We start from the raw sequence: 16182 nt of genomic DNA, 5'->3' as shown, positions 1-16182 counted from the left end.
AGAGTGGCTGGATATGGACGACTGGACGCGACCGGGCCCGGGGGCGCCACGGACGGGGACGAGGCAGCCCCGCCCGAGCCGCCGACGGCCGCCGGCGCGGCGTGTCCGTCGTGTGGGCTCGCCAGTGACGCGGACGACCGGTATTGCGAGTCCTGCGGCTACGACCTGGACATCCCGGTGCCGCCGGTGGCCGAACGGCCGCCGCCGCGGCGGGTGGCGGCGCCCAGTGGGCATGGCCCGGTGTGTTCCGCGTGCGGCACCGCGACGATCGGCTCGGACGGGTGGTGCGACGCCTGCGGGCGGCCGTTCAACCCGCGCGATCACGTGGAGAGCGACCTGGGCCTGGTGGCGATGGTCAGCAACCGGGGCCTGCGGCACCGCCGCAACGAGGACTCCGCCGCGCTGCGGGTGTTGCGGATGCCGGACGGCAGCGACCACGTGGTCGCGGTGGTGTGCGACGGGGTGTCCTCCTCGCCGCGTCCCGACGAGGCGTCCGCGACCGCGGCCGAGACCGCGTGCGCGACGATGGCCGCCACCCTGATCGAGGGCTGCGCGCCGGCCAAGGCCACCAGCGCGGGGGTCGCCGCCGCCGCGAGCGCGGTGGCCCGGATGCCCGGGGCCGAGGACGCGGGCAACGCGCCCGCGTGCACCCTGGTCTCGGCGATCATGACGCCCGGCGAGATCACCGTGGGCTGGGTCGGCGACAGCCGCGCCTACTGGCTGGCCGATCCGGACAGCGGGGCGGACGATCCGGCGGACGGCGACGACACCCTGCCCGGTGCGAGCACGCTGCCCCGCGGGGCGGCCGGCGAGCCGTACGCGCCCGAGGACGAGGAGAACGGGATCCGGCGCACCCCCTCCGCGCTGCTGACCGAGGACGACTCCTGGGCGACCCGGATGATCGCGCTCGGCGCGATGACCGAGGCCGAGGCGTACGCCGACCGGCGCGCGCACGCGATCGTGTCCTGGCTGGGCGCCGACGCGGGCGAGGTGCGGCCGCGGGTGACCAGCGTGCGGCCGTCCGGCCCCGGGGTGCTGCTGCTGTGCAGCGACGGACTGTGGAACTACCTCTCGGTCGCACCGACGTTGGCCGCGATGGTGCTGCCCGGAGCGCTCGACCGGCCGTTGGACGCCGCGCGCCTGCTCACCGGCTTCGCCCTCGACCGCGGTGGTGCGGACAACATCACGGTCGCGCTGATCCCGTTCAACCCGCCCGGGGATCCGGTGCGCGGACCCGACCACGACTGACCCGGAAACAAAGGAGTCGGATTCATGTCAGGCGCCCCCGAATTCACCATCGAGGTCAACCAGAACCCCTACCTCCCGATGGGAGGTCACGAGGTCCACGCCGTCGCGCACATCCGCGCGTCCGGACCGCCGACCGGGGTGCGCAGCAGCGCGCACGGGGCCGAGGTGATCATGGTCGACTGCTCGGGCTCGATGGACTTCCCGTCCACCAAGCTCAAGGCCGCCAAGCAGGCCACCAAGGCCGCGATCGACACGCTGCGCGACGGCACGCTGTTCGCGGTGGTCTCCGGTACCGGCATGGCGTCGATGGTGTACCCGTTCGGGGAGACCCTGGTCCCCGCCGACGACCGCACCCGCAAGGAGGCCAAGCGCGAGGTGGACAAGCTCCGCGCGCGCGGCGGCACCGCGATGGGGCAGTGGTTGCTGATGGCCCGTCGCCTCCTGGAGCCGCACACGGACGCGATCCGGCACGCGATCCTGCTCACCGACGGCAAGAACGAGAGCGAGCGCGAGCAGGACCTGGCCGAGGCGATCGCCTACTGCGAGGGCGTGTTCGTCTGCGACTGTCGGGGCATCGGCCTGGACTGGCGGGTGGAGGAGGTGCGCAAGATCTCCACCGCGCTGCTCGGGGACATCGGCTTGGTGAGCGAACCGGCGGATCTGGTCGCCGACTTCACCAAGATGATGGAGAACGCGATGGGCAAGGCGGTGGCCGACGTCGCGCTGCGGGTGCGCACGATCAGCAACGCCCGGGTGAAGTACGTCAAGCAGACCTACCCGGTGATCGACGACCTGACCGCGCGGCGGACCGAGGTCGGGCCCAACGTCGGGGACTACCCGACCGGTTCGTGGGGTGGCGAGAGCAAGCACTACCACGTGTGCCTGGAGGTCGAGCCGGACGAGGTCAACCCGGGTGGCAAGCGCCGCCCGTGTCAGATCTCGGTGGTGCTCCCGGACGGCTCCGGCGGCCTGGAACTGGCCAAGGCCGGCGTGTTCGCGCAGTGGACCGACGACGAGGAACTCTCCACCCGGATCAACCCGGAGGTGGCCGAGGTCACCGGCCGGGCGAAGCTGGCCCAGGCCGTACAGGAGGGCCTGCAGGCCCGCCGGGACGGTGACGAGACGACGGCGACCGCGCGCTTGGTCCAAGCCCTGGAACTGGCCAACGAGGCGGGCGACGAGCACACCGCGCGGCTGCTCGGCCGGGTCGTGGAGGTCGAGGCGGACGGGACCAGCAGGTTGCGCAACAACGAAGAGGACTTGATGGTCATCGACATCGAGTCGCACAAGACGGCCCGAGTGGGACCGCCGCGCGAGGGCTGAGGTTGGTTCGGCACACGCCTGGGGTTGGGTACGGGAACACGAAGGAGGTCCGCTCATGCACACTTGTCCGGTCGGCCATCCGTCCACCGCCGCGGACTACTGCGACGAGTGCGGGCGCACGATGCCCGGTGCGGGGGGTTCGCCCTTCGAACCCGAGGGTTCGGAACCGGAGCGGGAGCTGCCGGGCGGTGTGCTGACCTGTCGGTTCTGTGCGACCGCGTACACGGCGGACGACCAGTTCTGTGAGGGCTGCGGGCACGAGGTGTCGAAGGGCGATCCGGGGCCGGTCGTCGGTGTGGGCCCGGGAACGGGCACGGTGCCGACGTCGACCGTCACGTCGCCGGTCGGTACGTTCACGTCGGGTACGTCCACGTCCGACACGTCCTCGTCCGGTTCGGTGCCCTCGGGCCAGGAGACCGGCACGGTGTGGACGGTGCGGGTGGTGCCCGACCACGACTACTTCCTGCGGGTGCTCGAATGGGACGGACCGGACGCGCACAGCATGCGGTTCCCGCACGAACAGGAGCCGCGGACCCTCGCGTTGACCGGCGAGTCGATGCGGATCGGGCGGCGCAACCCCAGCACGAGTTCGGCCCCGCCGGAGATCTCGCTCGACGATCCGGGGGTCTCCCGTCGGCATGCGATGTTGCTGCGCTGCGGGGACGGCACGTGGGAGGTGATGGACCTGGGCGCGGCCAACGGGACAACCATCAACGCGGGCTTCGACCGGGTCCGCCGCGACCCGGTGCACCTCAAGGACGGTGACCGGGTGCACGTGGGGGCCTGGACGACGCTGGAGTTCCGGCGCGTGGGTCAGTGAGGCCGATCGCCCGCGGCGCTTGTTCCGGGTAGGCCCTAGCCGACGGTGGCCACGCCCGGGGCCAGCGCGGCCAGGATCGGGCCCGGGTCGGCGGCGGCCTCGGCCGCGGTCAGCCGGGCGGTGACGCGTCCGGTGGACAACACCGTCAGGTGGTCCGCGATGCCCTGGACGAAGCCCAGTTGCGGTGCGGCGATCAGGATGGTCAGGCCCTCGTCGGCGAGGGTGGTGATCAGCCCGCGGATCTGCTCGGCGATCACCGGGGACAGGCCCTCGGTCGGCTCGTCCAGCAGGACCAGGCGCGGACCGCCGAGCAGGGCCCGGGCGATGGCGAGCATCTGCTGTTCGCCGCCGGAGAGTTGCGATCCCCGGTTGCCGGCCCGCTCGCCCAGGCGGGGCAGCAGTTCCAACACCCGTGCCGGCGTCCACGCTGCGTGTTTGCGGTGGGCCAGTTTGAGGTGTTCGGCCACGGTCAGGCTCGCGAACACCCGGCGGCCCTGCGGCACCAGGCCGATGCCCGCGAGCGAAACCCGGTGCGCGGGGCGGCCGGTCAGGTCGGTGCCGGACAGTTCGACGCGTCCGCCCGAGGGCTTGAGCAGCCCCGCGACGGTATGGATGAGGGTGGACTTGCCCGCTCCGTTGGCGCCCAGAAGCGCGTGCACCGTGCCCTCGGGGATGCTCAGGTCGACCCCGTGCAGCACCGAGCCGCCCTGGTAACCCGCCGTCAGTTCGCCGATCTCCAGCACGATTCAGCCCACTTCCTGGTGCTCGGGCTCGGACGCGCCCAGATACGTGTCGCGGACCGCCTGATCCGCCGCGATCTCGTCCGGCGTGCCGGTGGCCAGCAGTTGTCCGGAGGCCAGCACCGTGACCGTGTCGGTGACCTCGCGCACCAGCGCGAAGTTGTGCTCGACCAGCACCATGGTCACCTCGGCCGGCAGCGCCTTGAGCACAGTGGCCAGCCGGACGATGTCGGTATCGGTCAGACCCGCGGCCGGCTCGTCCAGCAGCAGCAGCGTGGGATGCCCGGCGAGCGCCATCGCGATGTCGAGCAACCGCCGTGAGCCGTGCGAGAGTTCGCCGGCGATCTCGTCGGCGCGATCGGTCAGGCCGACCGTCTCCAGATGCGTCGCCGCCTCGCCCGCCAGGGCCCGGTAGCGCACCGGTCGCCAGGCCGCGCCGGTGATCCTCGCGTGCCGCCAGGCGGCCAGGGCCACGTTGTCCAGGACGGACAGCGAGGGCACCACCGCGGGTTGTTGGAAGGCGCGCGCGATACCGATCCGGGAACGACGCGCCGGAGCGAGCCGGGTGATGTCGCGACCGGCGAACACGATGGTGCCCGAGGTCACCGGGGTCGCGCCCGCGATCATGCCGAGCACGGTCGACTTGCCCGCGCCGTTGGGGCCGAGCAGCGCGTGTCGGGCGCCGCGCCGCACGGTCAGGTCCAGCCCGTCCACGGCGGCCAGTGCGCCGTATCTGCGGGTCAGCCCGGTGATGGTGAGCAGCGCGTCCGGATCGGCCGCGGGTGGCGCCGCCTGCTCCGTCGTCGCCGGTTTCTCCGCTTTCCCTTCCTCGGCTTTCTCGGCCGTCTCGGCCTTCTCCGGGTCCGCCGGCTCGTCCGGCAGGTCCGGAGTGCCGGTGGCCCGGCCCAGGGCCCGCCAGGCGGCCCGCGGACCGCCCGCCGTCAGGCCGACCAGGCCGCCCGGCAGCGTGTACACCGCGATCAGGAACAGCGCGCCGAGCAGCAGCGGACCGTGCCCGGGCCAGGGACCGGAGAGCCAGTCCCGGGTGAACACGATCAGCCCCGCGCCGATCATCGCGCCGACAAGCGAGGCGCCACCGCCGATGACCACCGCGAGCAGCACCAGCGAGGAGGTGTCGAAGCCGATGTGCGCCGGCGAGATGTAGCGCTGTACCGAGATCAGCAGCGCGCCCGCGACGCCCGCGAGCGCGCCGACGCCGATGTAGGTGACCGAGAGGTATCGGGTCACCGGGTGGCCGGTCGCGCGCATCCGGGTCTCGTTCTCGCGCGCACCGTCCAGCAGCAGGCCGGCGGGCGAGCGCAGCACCACCGCGGTGATGCCGATCACCACGAGCGTGGTCAGCAGCACGTACCAGTAGGTGTCCACGTCGTCGACGAGGTCGCCCATGCCCCAGAAGGGCTGGATGGGCGGCACACCCGACTTGCCGTCGGTACCGCCGGTGACCGACTTCCACTTCTCCGCGGCGGTGCGCACCAGTTCGCCGACGGCCAGCGTGATCATCAGCACCGTGACGCCGCGCGTGCGCACCACGATCGGTGCGGTGAGCGCGTTGAACAGGGCGCCCGCGGCGGCGGCGACCAGGGTGTGTACGACCCCGATCCGCATGCCGTGTTCGGCCAGGATCGCCGCCGTGTAGCCGCCCACCGCGTACGGCGCGACCTGGCCGAGCGAGGGCAGCCCGGCGCCGCCGCCGAGCACCGCGACACTGGCCGCGAGCACGCCCAGGGACAACGCCTGGGACAGCAGGATGAGGGTGAACAGGCCGACCAGGTACGGCGCCGCGAACAACCACACGATCGCGGCGACGGCCAGGACGCGGCCCACCAGGCGCGCACGCGGCGAATGCAGCGCGGTCCGTGCGCGCAGGGCGAGGGTGGTCATACTCGGCTCCCCGTCGGGCCGAAGCGCGCGGTGCGCGCGATCAGCATCACGGCCATCGTGGCGAACAGCAGATACGGCGCGAGGTCGGGCATCAGCGTGACGCCGAGCGTCTGTACCTCGCCGACCAGGATCGCGGCGAGCAACGCGCCGCCGACCGAGCCCAGTCCGCCGATCACCACGACCAGCAGGGACTGCAACAGCACGGTGTTGGCCACCGACGTGGACGGGCCGATGATCGGCGCGCCCAGACCGCCCGCGAGGCCCGCCAGGGCACCCGCGGCGACCAGTACGCCGGTGCGCACCCGGGCCGGCGAGATGCCGCCCGCCGCGAGCATCTCGGGGTCGTCCACCGAGGCGCGCACGGCCGCGCCGATCCGGGTCCGGGCCAGCACGTACCAGCCGCCGACCCCGAGCACGATCGCGACCACGATGAACGCGAGCCGGTAGCCCGGGTAGTTGTGGCCCAGGATCGACACCGGCTTCTCCAGCGCGCCGGGCACCAGGACCTGGGGGTCGTCCTTGCCGAACCAGGTGGTCAGCAGATCGCCGCCGACCAGGGCGACGCCGAAGGTCAACATCGCCTGCGCCATGTGTCCTCGGCCGGCGATCGGCGCGGTCAGCGCCGCCAGCACCCCGCCGCCGGCCGCGCCCGCCCCGATGCCCGCGAGCACCGCCAGTGCCAGGCCCACCCAGGAGCCGTCGGCGACCGCGGTCGCGGTGTACGCGGCGAACGCGTAGAGCGTGCCGTGCGCCAGGTTGAGGACTCCGCCCGAGCCGAAGGCCAGGGTCAGGCCCGCGGCCACGACGAACAGCAGCAGCCCGTAGGCCACCCCGTCCACGGCCGGGATGAAATTGTCGTCGAACCAGCCCACGGCACGCTCCCTTTCGCTTCCGAAGCCGCCGCTAGCCGAGCGTGCCGAGTTCGCGGACCATGACGTTGCTCAGCGCGGTGCCGTCCTGCTTGACCTCACGCAGGTACCACTTCTGCACCGGCGCGTGCGTGCTCGGGTTGAACTCCCAGGAACCGCGCGGGCTGTCGACCTTGCCGGTCTTGGAGATCGCGGCGTTGACGGTCTCCGGGGTGACCTTGTCACCCGCGGCGGCGATCGCCTTGTCCAGCACGGCGGCCGCGTCGTACATGGTCGCCGACATCATCGTCGGCAGCGCGTTGTACTTGCCCTGGTAGGCCGCGACGAACGAGCGGTTCGCCGGGATGTCCAGGGTGGGCGTGTAGTTGAGCGAGGTGAACACGCCCTTGGCCGCGTCGCCCTCGGCGCCCAGGACCGCACCCTCGGTCAGGAAGCCCGCCGCGTACAGCGGGATGTCCTTGACGTCGGACTGCTTGTACTGCTTGACGAAGTTCACCGCGGCGGTGCCCGCGTAGAACGTGTAGACCGCCTTGGCGCCCGAGTTCTTGATCTCGGTGAAGTACGGCTGGAAGTTGGTGGTGCCCGGGAACGGGGTGAACTTGGTCTTGCCGTCCGGGTTCGCCAGCTTGCCGCCGGCCTTGTCGTACGTCTCGGTGAAGCCGCGGAGCTGGTCCCAACCACCCTGGTAGTCCGGGCCGATCGCGTAGACCGCGCCGGGCACGTTCTCCTTGATGTACGGCGCCGCCGCCACACCCGGCTCCTCGGAGAGGTAGCTGGTGTGCCAGACGTAGTCCGGCTTGTCGATCTTGCCGGGACGACCGACCGCGCCGATCATCGGCACCTTGTTGTCGTTCACGACCTGCACGTTGGCCGCCACCGTGGCCGCGTTGGTCAGTCCCACCACGGCGGTGACCTTGTCCTGCTTGATCAGCTTGGTGACCGAGGGCACCGAGGTCGCCGGACCGTCGCCCTCGTCGGTGATCACCAGTTCGATCTTGTGCCCGCCCAGCTTGCCGCCGTGCTGGTCCAGGTAGGTCTGGAAGCCGTTCTGCAGGTCCGGGCCGAGCGCGGCGTAGACACCGGTCAGCGGGATCGTCAGGCCGATCTTGAGCGTGCCCGAGGACGACCCGCCCTTCTTGTCGTCCGCCGCGCTGCCGCTGCACGCGGCGGTGAACGCGAGCGCACCGGCGAGCAGGCCGGCCGAGGTGACGCGGAACGAGCGTCGGGATATGGGACTTGCCGGGGTCATGACGTGCTCCAGGGTTTGGGCGGGTACAGCGTCGAGCGGTCGAAATGGGCCGCGTCGGGAGGGACGCGAGGGCGCTTCGGTCAGCCCAGCGCCCCTCGCTGTACGTGCAGGAAGCGTTCGCGGGCGGCGGGGGTCAGGGCCGGGCCGACCTGGTTGATCAGCTCGGCCATCTCGAACGAGACCTGACCGATGTCGCATTCACGCGAGGCCAGTACCAACAGCGAGGCGCCGTCGCTGACCTGCATCGAGAACATGAACGCGCCGTTCATCTCGGTCAGGTTGCTCGCCACCGGGTCGGTGCCGAACAGGCGCGCGGCGCCGGCCAGCAGGCTGACCAGGCCGGAGGCGACCGCACCGAGCTGGTCCGCCCGGTCCTGCGGCAGCGAGCTGGTGTTGGCCACCACGAGGCCGTCCGCGGAGACCGCGACGGCATGCAGTACCTCGGGCACCCGGGTGGCGAAATCGTTGAGCAGCCAACTGAGATCGGCTGCGGTGGGGTGGGTCACGATCTCTCCTTGTGATCCGGATCGCCGCCGCCGGGGCGGGGCGAGGGGGCGCGGCGGGACCGGCTGTGCCCGATGCCCTGCGCGAAGGCGGACATCGCCGCGGACACCTGGCGGGCGTCGCGACGGTCCGGCGTGGTGTTCGCCCTGGGGGGCGTCCCGGTCGTGTCGACCAGCGGTGCGGCGGGCGCCGGGGGAGTGCCCGGGTGCACGCTGGGAGTGTCCCGACGAACGCGCAGCGGCAGGCCCGTGTTCGTGGTGCGGGTGGGCAGTGCCGACTCCGGGGTCGGACCGGCGGGCGCCTGCGGTTGCACCGGGCGCTCGGCGGGTTCGGCCGAGCTCATCGGGGCGAGTGCGGGCGGGGTCGGGGCGGCGGGCGCGGGCGGCCGTTCGCCGGTGAAGCGCAGTCCCGAGGGCGCGGGTTCGCGCGGTCCGGGGGCGCTCGCGTCGCTGACCGGTTGGGGTCGGGTCGGCGTGAACACGTTCGCCACCGGCTCGAACGGGCCCGGGTCCGGGTGGCCACCGGCCCGTACGCCCACGTCCAGTGCCCGGCCGGAGGCCGGTACCGGAGCGACCTCGGGCTTGGGCACCCCGCGGTGCCGGCCGGGGCGATCGCGGAAGACCACGATGTCCTCGGGCAGGCCCACCTCGGCGACGGTGCCGCCCTGTGGTCCCTGGCTCAAGGTGATCGTGATGCCGTAGCGCGTGGCCAGGTGGCCGGCCACGGTCAGACCCATCGCGCGCACCGCGTGCACGTCCAACTGGGCCGGAGCCGCCAGGCGTTCGTTGAATCCGGCGATCCGCTCCGGGGTGATGCCCACGCCGGAGTCGGTCACGGTGAGCACCGCGCCGTCGCCGCGTCGGTTCGCCTGGAGTACCACCCAGGTCTCCGGGCGGCTGAACTTGGTCGCGTTGTCCAACAGTTCGGCGAGCAGGTGCGCGACATCGTCGCGGGCCCGACCGGCGATCAGGATGCGCGGATCCACCGCGCCGGGGTCCACCCGGGTGAACCGCTCGATGCGGCCGATCGCCGCGCGTGCGACGTCCAGCAGCAGCGCGTCCTCGCGCACGCGGGCGGTGCCCTCGCCGCCGAGTACCAGCAGACTGGTGTTGTTGCGGCCCATGCGCTGGACCAGGTGGTCGAGCGAGTACAGCCGCTTGAGCCGGTCCGGGTCGTGCTCGTGCGCCTCGGCCTCGTCGAGGACCTTGACCAGGCCGTCGGTGAGGCGCTGGTTGCGGCGCGCGAGGGCGACCAGCACGGTGGCGATACCGGCACGCAGCACCGCCTGTTCGGCGGCGATCCGGACGGCGGCGGTGAAGACGGTGTTGAACGCCGAGCCCACCTCGGCGATCTCGTCCTTGCCGCGCACCTCGATGGGGGTGCCCGCGCGTTCGGCGATCTCGTCGGCGGTCGCGCCGTCGAGGGAGCGGCCCTGCTGGAGCTTGGCCACCGCGTCCGGCAGGCCGGTGTAGGCCACCTCGTGCGCGGTGTCGCGCAGGCGCAGCAGTTCGCGGGTCATCGGTCGACCCAGCCGCAGCACCAGGAGTACCGCGGCGGCCAGCGCGAGCAGCACCGCGGCGGCCTGCCCGATCGCCCACCAACGACGGTCGTCGCGTTCGTCGCTGACCGAGGACAGCACCGAGGCGTCCACGCGTCGTTCGACGTCGCTGATCCGGGCGATCCGGTCCGCGGTCGCCTTGGTCCACACGTCCTGACTGATCAGGATGGGCGTGTCCACCTTGGCTCGGGACACCGCGTCCTCGAGCTGGTGCACGGCCAGGATCTCCGGGCCGGTCTGGGCCAGTTCCAGCCAACCCAGCCACTCCGAGTCGGCGAGCGACTCGAAGGACGTCTCGCTCTCGTCGTAGCCGGTACGGGTGGCCAGGATGTCCTGCTGTTGGGACGGCGAGATCCGGCTGGACGCCAACGCGCGCAGGACCGCCGTCTGTTGTTGTCCCAGCCACTCCGTGGCGTGCGACAGGGCCGCGGCGGCGCGCAGGCGGTCCGAGTTGTCCGGGCCGGCGCCGCCGGCCTGGGCCACGCTGTCGCGGTAGTCGAGCGCGTCCGCGATCAGGATGCGGTAGCGGAAGACGACGGCGGTCAGCGAGGTGCCCTTGGGCGCCTGGACCTGTTCGCGCAGCGCGGTCAGGTCGGTCAGACCCGCGTCCAGCCTGCGCAGTCGTTCCTTGGTGTTGCCGGGGATCGAGCCCAGGTCCTTGCGCAGTTTGCGGTAGCGCGTGGCGCTTTCGTCCGTCGCGGCGGTGCGCTGGTGGTACGTGACCAGGGCGCCGCTGCCGGCCTCCGGCCACAGGACCGCGGCGGCGGCGGCGCGTTCGCTCTGCAGGCGGTGCGCGAGTTCGCCGGCCTCGCCGGAGACCTGGGTCAGCGAGCGCAGGCGGTTCGCGTCCAGGGCCTCGCCGGTCGTGGTGGACACGGCGAGTCCCGCGGACCCCACCATCACGGTGAGCGGCACGGCGACGAGCAGGACGAGTTTCCGAGTGATGTTCAGGTCGTCCACCACCAGATCGTTGCCGGGGTGGAGCGAGGCAGGGATACGGAGTCGAGTATTCCGCTTGTCAAGTACGTCATTTTCCCGATGATTCGCACTTTCCGGTCTTGCGCTTTCGGTGACGCGGATCGCGTCCTATTCCGTGCACGACGGGCAGAGCCTAGCGGCATTCGCACGTGTGCTCGCAGTGGCAGGTGGGTAAGGGGCCGGGAGTCCCGCATACGCCCCCGAATGTTGACATGCGTAAGTTAACCCCGCGAAGGAAGATCGATTGCGGGGCATGCCCGTACACACCGGGATATCAAGACATTTGAGCCCCACCGTCGTTGCTCGGACCCCTATATCCGTATTTCCACCCCCGCCCTCCGGTGCCCGTTTGCCAACCATTCGTTGGGATATACCGGATCGTTGCCTTCCGTTTATCGGTGTGTCGACCAACCGGATCGTCGCCGACGGCTGCCTAGACTGGGTCGAAGACCGATCCCGGCGGAGCGAATTGGGAGAGTCACATGTTGCGGCGACGCGCCCTGGCTTTTTTCCTCACCGTCCCGATCGCCGCCGCGGGGGCGGCCGTGTGGATCACCGACGCCTCCTCCTCCTCGGGGGGCCCGCCGAAGGCCGACCCGAAGGGGACCGGCGACCCCGGCCGGCCCGCCGCCGGCGAGGCCGAGGCCCGGGTGTTGCCGAGCGGACCGTTGGCGGCCGACGCGCGGGGACTCGTGCCGATCCCGGTCGAGGCGCTCGGCGGACCGGGCCGCCCCTGGACACCGGGGCGGGACACCCGGGTGCGGGCCGCGACCGAGGCCGCGCGGGCGGTCGCCGAATCGGTCGCCGCCGAACTGCGCGCCGCCACCGGCCTGCCGCTGCCCGTGCTGGTCGACGCCCGGTCCGGCACCGGCGCGGACCTCGCCCTGGTCCTGGATCCGGACCCGGCCGGCCGACCCGACGGCGACGAGGCGTACGAGCTGATCGTCACCGAGCACGGCGCCACGATCCGCGCGGGCGTGCCGGTCGGCCTCTACCGGGGCGCCCAGACGCTGCGCCAACTGGTGCCGGTCGAGCCGCCGTTCGAACTGCGCCCGGCCGTGGTGCGGGACGCGCCCAGGTATCCGTACCGGGGCATCATGATCGACCTGGCCCGGCACTTCTATCCGCCCGCCGAGATGCGCCGGCTGATCGATCACCTCGCCGCCTACAAGTTCAACCACCTGCATCTGCATCTGACCGACGACCAGGGCTGGCGGATCGCCATCGAGGGGCGGCCCGAACTCACCGGGATCGGCGCGTCCACCCAGGTGGGCGGCGGGCCGGGCGGGTTCTGGACGGCGGCCGACTACCGCGCGGTGATCGACTACGCGGGCGAGCGCTTCATCACCGTGGTGCCCGAGATCGACATGCCCGGACACACCAACGCGGCGATCGTCGCCTACCCGGAACTGGCCTGCGACGGCAAGCAGTACACCCCCTATACCGGCACCCGGGTCGGCTTCTCCTCGTTGTGCGTCGACGGCGAGGCCACCTATACGTTCCTGGACGAGGTGCTCGGCCGGCTCGCCGAACTCACCCCCGGCCCCTACCTGCACATCGGCGGAGACGAGACGCACACGCTCAAGCCCGCGCAGTACCGGGCCTTCATGGCCCGCGCCCAACCCCTGGTGGCCAAGCACGGCAAGCAGACCATGGCCTGGCACCAACTCGCCTCCGGCGACCCGCTGCCCGGCGCGATCCTGGAGTACTGGGGCGCGTCCCGGCAGGACGCGGCCGAGGTCGCCGCCGCCGCGCGGGCCGGCCACAAGGTGGTGCTGGCGCCGGCCGACCACGCCTACCTGGACATGAAGTACAGCGCCGGCGAGCGGCTCGGGGTGACCTGGGCCGGCACCGTCGACGTGCGGCAGTCCTATGACTGGGAACCCTCGACGCACCTGCCCGGACTGCCCGCGGACGCGGTGCTCGGGGTCGAGGGCGCGTTGTGGGGCGAGACGATCAAGACCATCGCGGACGCCGAGTACCTGCTCTTCCCGCGGATCGCCTCGGTCGCCGAGGCCGCCTGGTCCCGCCCGGAACGGCGCGACTGGGCGGACTTTCGCACCCGGGCCGCGGCGCACGAGGCGCGCTGGGACGCGCAGGGCATCAACCACGCGGACCGGCTGACCTGACGCGGGGCCGCGTCCTCGGGCGCGGGGCTGCGCCCGAGGACGGGCCGGGTCAGCGGCGGACCGCGCCCGCGGTCAGGGCGATGATCGCGACCAGCACCGCCGGAATCGCCAATGCCGTGGTCAGGCTGGTGTGGTGGGCGATGAAGCCGATCACCGGCGGGCCCGCGAGCAGCCCGATGTAGGCGATGCCGGTCACCCGCGAGATGGCCCACGCGGCGGGCACCCCCGGGGTGTTGCCGGCGGCGCTGAACGTCACCGGGGCGACCGGGGCCACTCCGACGCCGAACAGCGTGAAGCCCAGCACCGACACCGCCGGCCACGGTGTGACCAGCGCGAGCGCCATGCCCAGCGCCGCGATCAGCGCGCCCGTCCGCAACACCCGTACCGGGCCGAAGCGTTCCACGACCCGATCGCCCGCGAACCGGCCGGCCGCCATCGCCACCGACATGCCCGCGAAGCCCAGCCCGGCGACCCCCGCCGAACTGTCCAGCGTCTCGCGCAGATGCACCCCGCTCCAGTCCGCTACCGCGCCCTCGCCGACGAAGGAGCACAGCCCGATCAGCGCGAGCAGGACCACCGCGCGGTAGCCGGCGAGCAGCCGGACCAGACCGCCCGCGGCCGCCGCAGGTGCTTCACCCGATTCCGATTCCGACGCCGACTTCGAGTCCGACTTCGAGTCCGACGCTGCCGGGGTGTGAACGTGCGGATCGTCCGCGACGCCCAGCAGCGCCCGCGAACCGGCCCACGCCCCGACCGCGAGCACGAGCGCCATCACCGACAGATGCACCCGGGGAGTGACCCCCAGGGCCGCCGCTCCGGAGCCGACCAGCGCGCCGAACAGCCCGCCGAGGCTGTAGCCGCCGTGCAGCCCGTTCATGATCGGCCGGCCCAACTGCTGCTCGATCGCGACACCCTGCGCGTTCGCCGCGACATCGGTGAAACCCATCAGCGCGCCCAGGATCAGCAGGCCGACCGCCAACGAGGGCAGGTTCCAGGCGAACGCGGGCAGGAACAGCGCCAGACACCCGCCGATCACCGACACCCGCGCGACCCGCCTGCTGCCCCAGCGCCCGGCGGCGGTGCCCGCGAGCTGGACCGCCACCAGGGCGCCCACCGGCGAGCCGAGCAGGGCCAGTCCCAGTTGGGCGTCGTCGAGGTCCAGATCCTCCTTGAACTGCGGGATCCGGGCCAGGAAATCCGCCACCGCGGCGCTGAACGCGAAGAACACCCACAGCGCGGCCCACCGGGCCCGCTGTAGACGTTCGATGGACAACCGCCCGGTCGTTTCCCCCGGGGCGCTCACACCGCGCAGGAACCGTCGGCGCACGCGTCGCCGTCGGTCGCCGGCCGGGCGGACTCGCCGCTCTGCTCGCGCACCTGGTCGCGCACCTGCTCCAGGACCTGGAGGAACGTGGACGCCTCCTGGGCGCCCTGCACCGCCCAGGTGCCCTCGAACACGAACGTCGGCACGGCGGTGACGCCCATCTCCTGCGCCTCGGCGATCTCGCGCCGGACCTCGTCGGTGCCCTCGTCGGAGGCGAGGAAGGCGACCACCCGATCCCGGTCCAGCCCGGCCTCGACGGCGAACTCGGTCAACCGCACGTGGTCGGCGACGTTCTCGCCCTCGGTGAAGTAGGCCGCGAGCAGCCGATCCTTGAGCGCGGCCTGGGCCGCCGGGCCGAACTCGGTCAGGGCGAGCCACAACATCCGGTGCGCGGTCAGCGTGTTCACCGACAGCGCCCGGGTGAAGTCGAAGGTGATGCCCTCGGCGGTGCCCACGTCGGCGAGCCGCGCGTTCATTCCGTCGAGGTTGGCCGCGCCGAACTTCTCGGCCAGCCGCTCGCGCAGCGGCGACGGCTCGGTGGGTGTGCTCGGGTCCAATTGGTAGGGGCGATACGTGACCTGGATGTCCTCGGCGCCCGGGAACGCCGCGAGCGCGCGCTCGAAGCGGCGCTTCCCGACGTAGCACCACGGGCACGCGATATCGCTGTAGATCTCGACCTTCACTTGCTCTCCGGCTTTCTTGCTCGGTGGTCGCGGGCACTGGCCGCACAGCGGCTGCGGCGTCCCGGGACACGGGGCGATGTACAGGACGGACGTACCGACGGTCACGGCGGCGGACGCACCGAAAAGGAAACATACGTGCGACCGCCAAACATTCCCCAACCGGCTGTATCCGCGGCCCGAGCCCAGGCGTAGCCTGACCGCTGCCCGTCGTGCGTCACCGGTCGAGCACGCCGTGTCGACGCGGCGTCGGCACTCGACAACGCTCGACTTCACTTGTTCGACATGACTCGACATCACTCGAAGGAGCCCTCGTGGACCAGATGACCCAGTACCGGCGTGCGGTCGACGCCTTCCGCCCGCTGCTCGCCGAGGTCGACGACGCCAAGCTCGGACTCGCGTGTCCGTGCGACGAATGGGACGTCAAGGGCCTGCTCGCCCACGCCACCGGCGCCCAGCGCGGTCTCGCGGCGGCCCTGACCGGGCCGTCCGAGCCGGTCTCCGAGGACCCCAGGGAGGACTTCGAGGCGGTGGTCGAGACGATGCTGGCGACCTTCACGCCGGAGCGGATCGCCGCGTCGATCAAGACCCCGTTCGGCGAGCAGACCGGCGGTTTCCTGCTCGGCCTGGCCACCGGCGACATCTTCGTGCACGCGTGGGACCTGGCCCGGGCGCTGGGCAGGCCGACCGACCTGGACCCCGAGCTCGCCGAGACGCTCCTGGAGCGCATGCGCAGCACCCTTCCGGACGCCGCGCGCGGCGAGGGGCGTGCGTTCGGCCCGGAGCAGCCGGTCGCCGCGGACGCGCCGGCCGCGGACCGGCTCGCCGCGTTCACCGGTCGTGCGGTGAACTGAGCCC

13 protein-coding genes are annotated in these 16182 nt (G+C 72.1%); 5 read left to right on the top strand and 8 right to left on the bottom strand.

What is annotated here, in order from left to right:
* Nucleotides 1-3 precede the first annotated feature (3 nt).
* Genes ACFXMF_RS04785 through ACFXMF_RS04775 form a run of 3 tightly spaced genes read left to right on the top strand, consistent with a single transcriptional unit; the run spans nt 4 to nt 3391 of the window.
* A complete protein-coding gene (locus ACFXMF_RS04785; RefSeq protein WP_360317800.1) occupies nt 4-1248 on the top strand; it encodes a protein phosphatase 2C domain-containing protein in 1245 nt (414 codons plus the stop codon).
* Nucleotides 1249-1272: 24 nt separating this feature from the next.
* On the top strand, nt 1273-2571 hold the full coding sequence (locus tag ACFXMF_RS04780; RefSeq protein WP_360317802.1) for a vWA domain-containing protein: 1299 nt from the start codon (nt 1273-1275) through the stop codon (nt 2569-2571).
* A gap of 55 nt (nt 2572-2626) precedes the next feature.
* Nucleotides 2627-3391 (top strand): FHA domain-containing protein, encoded by a 765-nt coding sequence (locus tag ACFXMF_RS04775; protein ID WP_360317804.1) that lies wholly within the window; start codon nt 2627-2629, stop codon nt 3389-3391.
* A 35-nt stretch (nt 3392-3426) separates the two neighbouring features.
* On the opposite strand, the gene ACFXMF_RS04770 is transcribed toward ACFXMF_RS04775, so the two are convergent.
* The 6 genes from ACFXMF_RS04770 to ACFXMF_RS04745 form a co-directional block, all read right to left on the bottom strand.
* The gene (locus tag ACFXMF_RS04770; protein ID WP_360314304.1) at nt 3427-4134 is read right to left on the bottom strand and encodes an ABC transporter ATP-binding protein; all 708 of its coding nucleotides are present in this window, start codon (nt 4132-4134) and stop codon (nt 3427-3429) included.
* Between the two features lie 3 nt (nt 4135-4137).
* On the bottom strand, nt 4138-6033 hold the full coding sequence (locus ACFXMF_RS04765; protein ID WP_360314306.1) for a branched-chain amino acid ABC transporter ATP-binding protein/permease: 1896 nt from the start codon (nt 6031-6033) through the stop codon (nt 4138-4140).
* On the bottom strand, nt 6030-6905 hold the full coding sequence (locus tag ACFXMF_RS04760) for a branched-chain amino acid ABC transporter permease (protein ID WP_360314308.1): 876 nt from the start codon (nt 6903-6905) through the stop codon (nt 6030-6032). Before ACFXMF_RS04760 ends, ACFXMF_RS04765 begins: the two co-directional genes overlap by 4 nt.
* Before the next feature lie 31 nt (nt 6906-6936).
* The gene (locus ACFXMF_RS04755; RefSeq protein ID WP_360314310.1) at nt 6937-8151 is read right to left on the bottom strand and encodes an ABC transporter substrate-binding protein; all 1215 of its coding nucleotides are present in this window, start codon (nt 8149-8151) and stop codon (nt 6937-6939) included.
* A gap of 80 nt (nt 8152-8231) precedes the next feature.
* Nucleotides 8232-8657, bottom strand: a complete 426-nt coding sequence (locus tag ACFXMF_RS04750) for a roadblock/LC7 domain-containing protein (RefSeq protein ID WP_360314312.1) — start codon at nt 8655-8657, stop codon at nt 8232-8234.
* Entirely contained in the window at nt 8654-11173 is a 2520-nt protein-coding gene (locus tag ACFXMF_RS04745) for a nitrate- and nitrite sensing domain-containing protein (protein ID WP_360314313.1), read from the bottom strand. Before ACFXMF_RS04745 ends, ACFXMF_RS04750 begins: the two co-directional genes overlap by 4 nt.
* Before the next feature lie 500 nt (nt 11174-11673).
* Here ACFXMF_RS04745 and ACFXMF_RS04740 point away from each other — a divergent pair, with 500 nt between their 5' ends.
* The gene (locus tag ACFXMF_RS04740; protein ID WP_379991497.1) at nt 11674-13320 is read left to right on the top strand and encodes a family 20 glycosylhydrolase; all 1647 of its coding nucleotides are present in this window, start codon (nt 11674-11676) and stop codon (nt 13318-13320) included.
* A gap of 49 nt (nt 13321-13369) precedes the next feature.
* Here ACFXMF_RS04740 and ACFXMF_RS04735 read toward each other — a convergent pair whose 3' ends face one another.
* Together ACFXMF_RS04735 and ACFXMF_RS04730 are read right to left on the bottom strand one after the other, a co-directional pair.
* Nucleotides 13370-14593, bottom strand: a complete 1224-nt coding sequence (locus ACFXMF_RS04735; protein ID WP_379991498.1) for an MFS transporter — start codon at nt 14591-14593, stop codon at nt 13370-13372.
* A gap of 26 nt (nt 14594-14619) precedes the next feature.
* The gene (locus ACFXMF_RS04730) at nt 14620-15327 is read right to left on the bottom strand and encodes a DsbA family oxidoreductase (protein ID WP_360314319.1); all 708 of its coding nucleotides are present in this window, start codon (nt 15325-15327) and stop codon (nt 14620-14622) included.
* A gap of 320 nt (nt 15328-15647) precedes the next feature.
* Here ACFXMF_RS04730 and ACFXMF_RS04725 point away from each other — a divergent pair, with 320 nt between their 5' ends.
* Entirely contained in the window at nt 15648-16178 is a 531-nt protein-coding gene (locus tag ACFXMF_RS04725; RefSeq protein WP_360314501.1) for a TIGR03086 family metal-binding protein, read from the top strand.
* The last annotated feature ends 4 nt before the right edge of the window (nt 16179-16182 follow it).

It is taken from the genome of Embleya sp. NPDC059213, from assembly GCF_042754445.1.
Lineage (GTDB): Bacteria > Actinomycetota > Actinomycetes > Streptomycetales > Streptomycetaceae > Embleya.
Note: the sequence above shows the minus strand (reverse complement) of the source record. Positions and strands in the feature narration are given on the sequence as shown.

Bases quoted from the DNA above. Each gene is read 5' to 3' on its own strand.
- ACFXMF_RS04780 (WP_360317802.1), top strand. From the start codon at position 1,273: ATGTCAGGCGCCCCCGAATTCACCATCGAGGTCAACCAGAACCCCTAC.
- ACFXMF_RS04740 (WP_379991497.1), top strand. From the start codon at position 11,674: ATGTTGCGGCGACGCGCCCTGGCTTTTTTCCTCACCGTCCCGATCGCC.
- ACFXMF_RS04725 (WP_360314501.1), top strand. From the start codon at position 15,648: ATGACCCAGTACCGGCGTGCGGTCGACGCCTTCCGCCCGCTGCTCGCC.
- ACFXMF_RS04775 (WP_360317804.1), top strand. From the start codon at position 2,627: ATGCACACTTGTCCGGTCGGCCATCCGTCCACCGCCGCGGACTACTGC.
- ACFXMF_RS04755 (WP_360314310.1), bottom strand. From the start codon at position 8,151: ATGACCCCGGCAAGTCCCATATCCCGACGCTCGTTCCGCGTCACCTCG.
- ACFXMF_RS04765 (WP_360314306.1), bottom strand. From the start codon at position 6,033: ATGACCACCCTCGCCCTGCGCGCACGGACCGCGCTGCATTCGCCGCGT.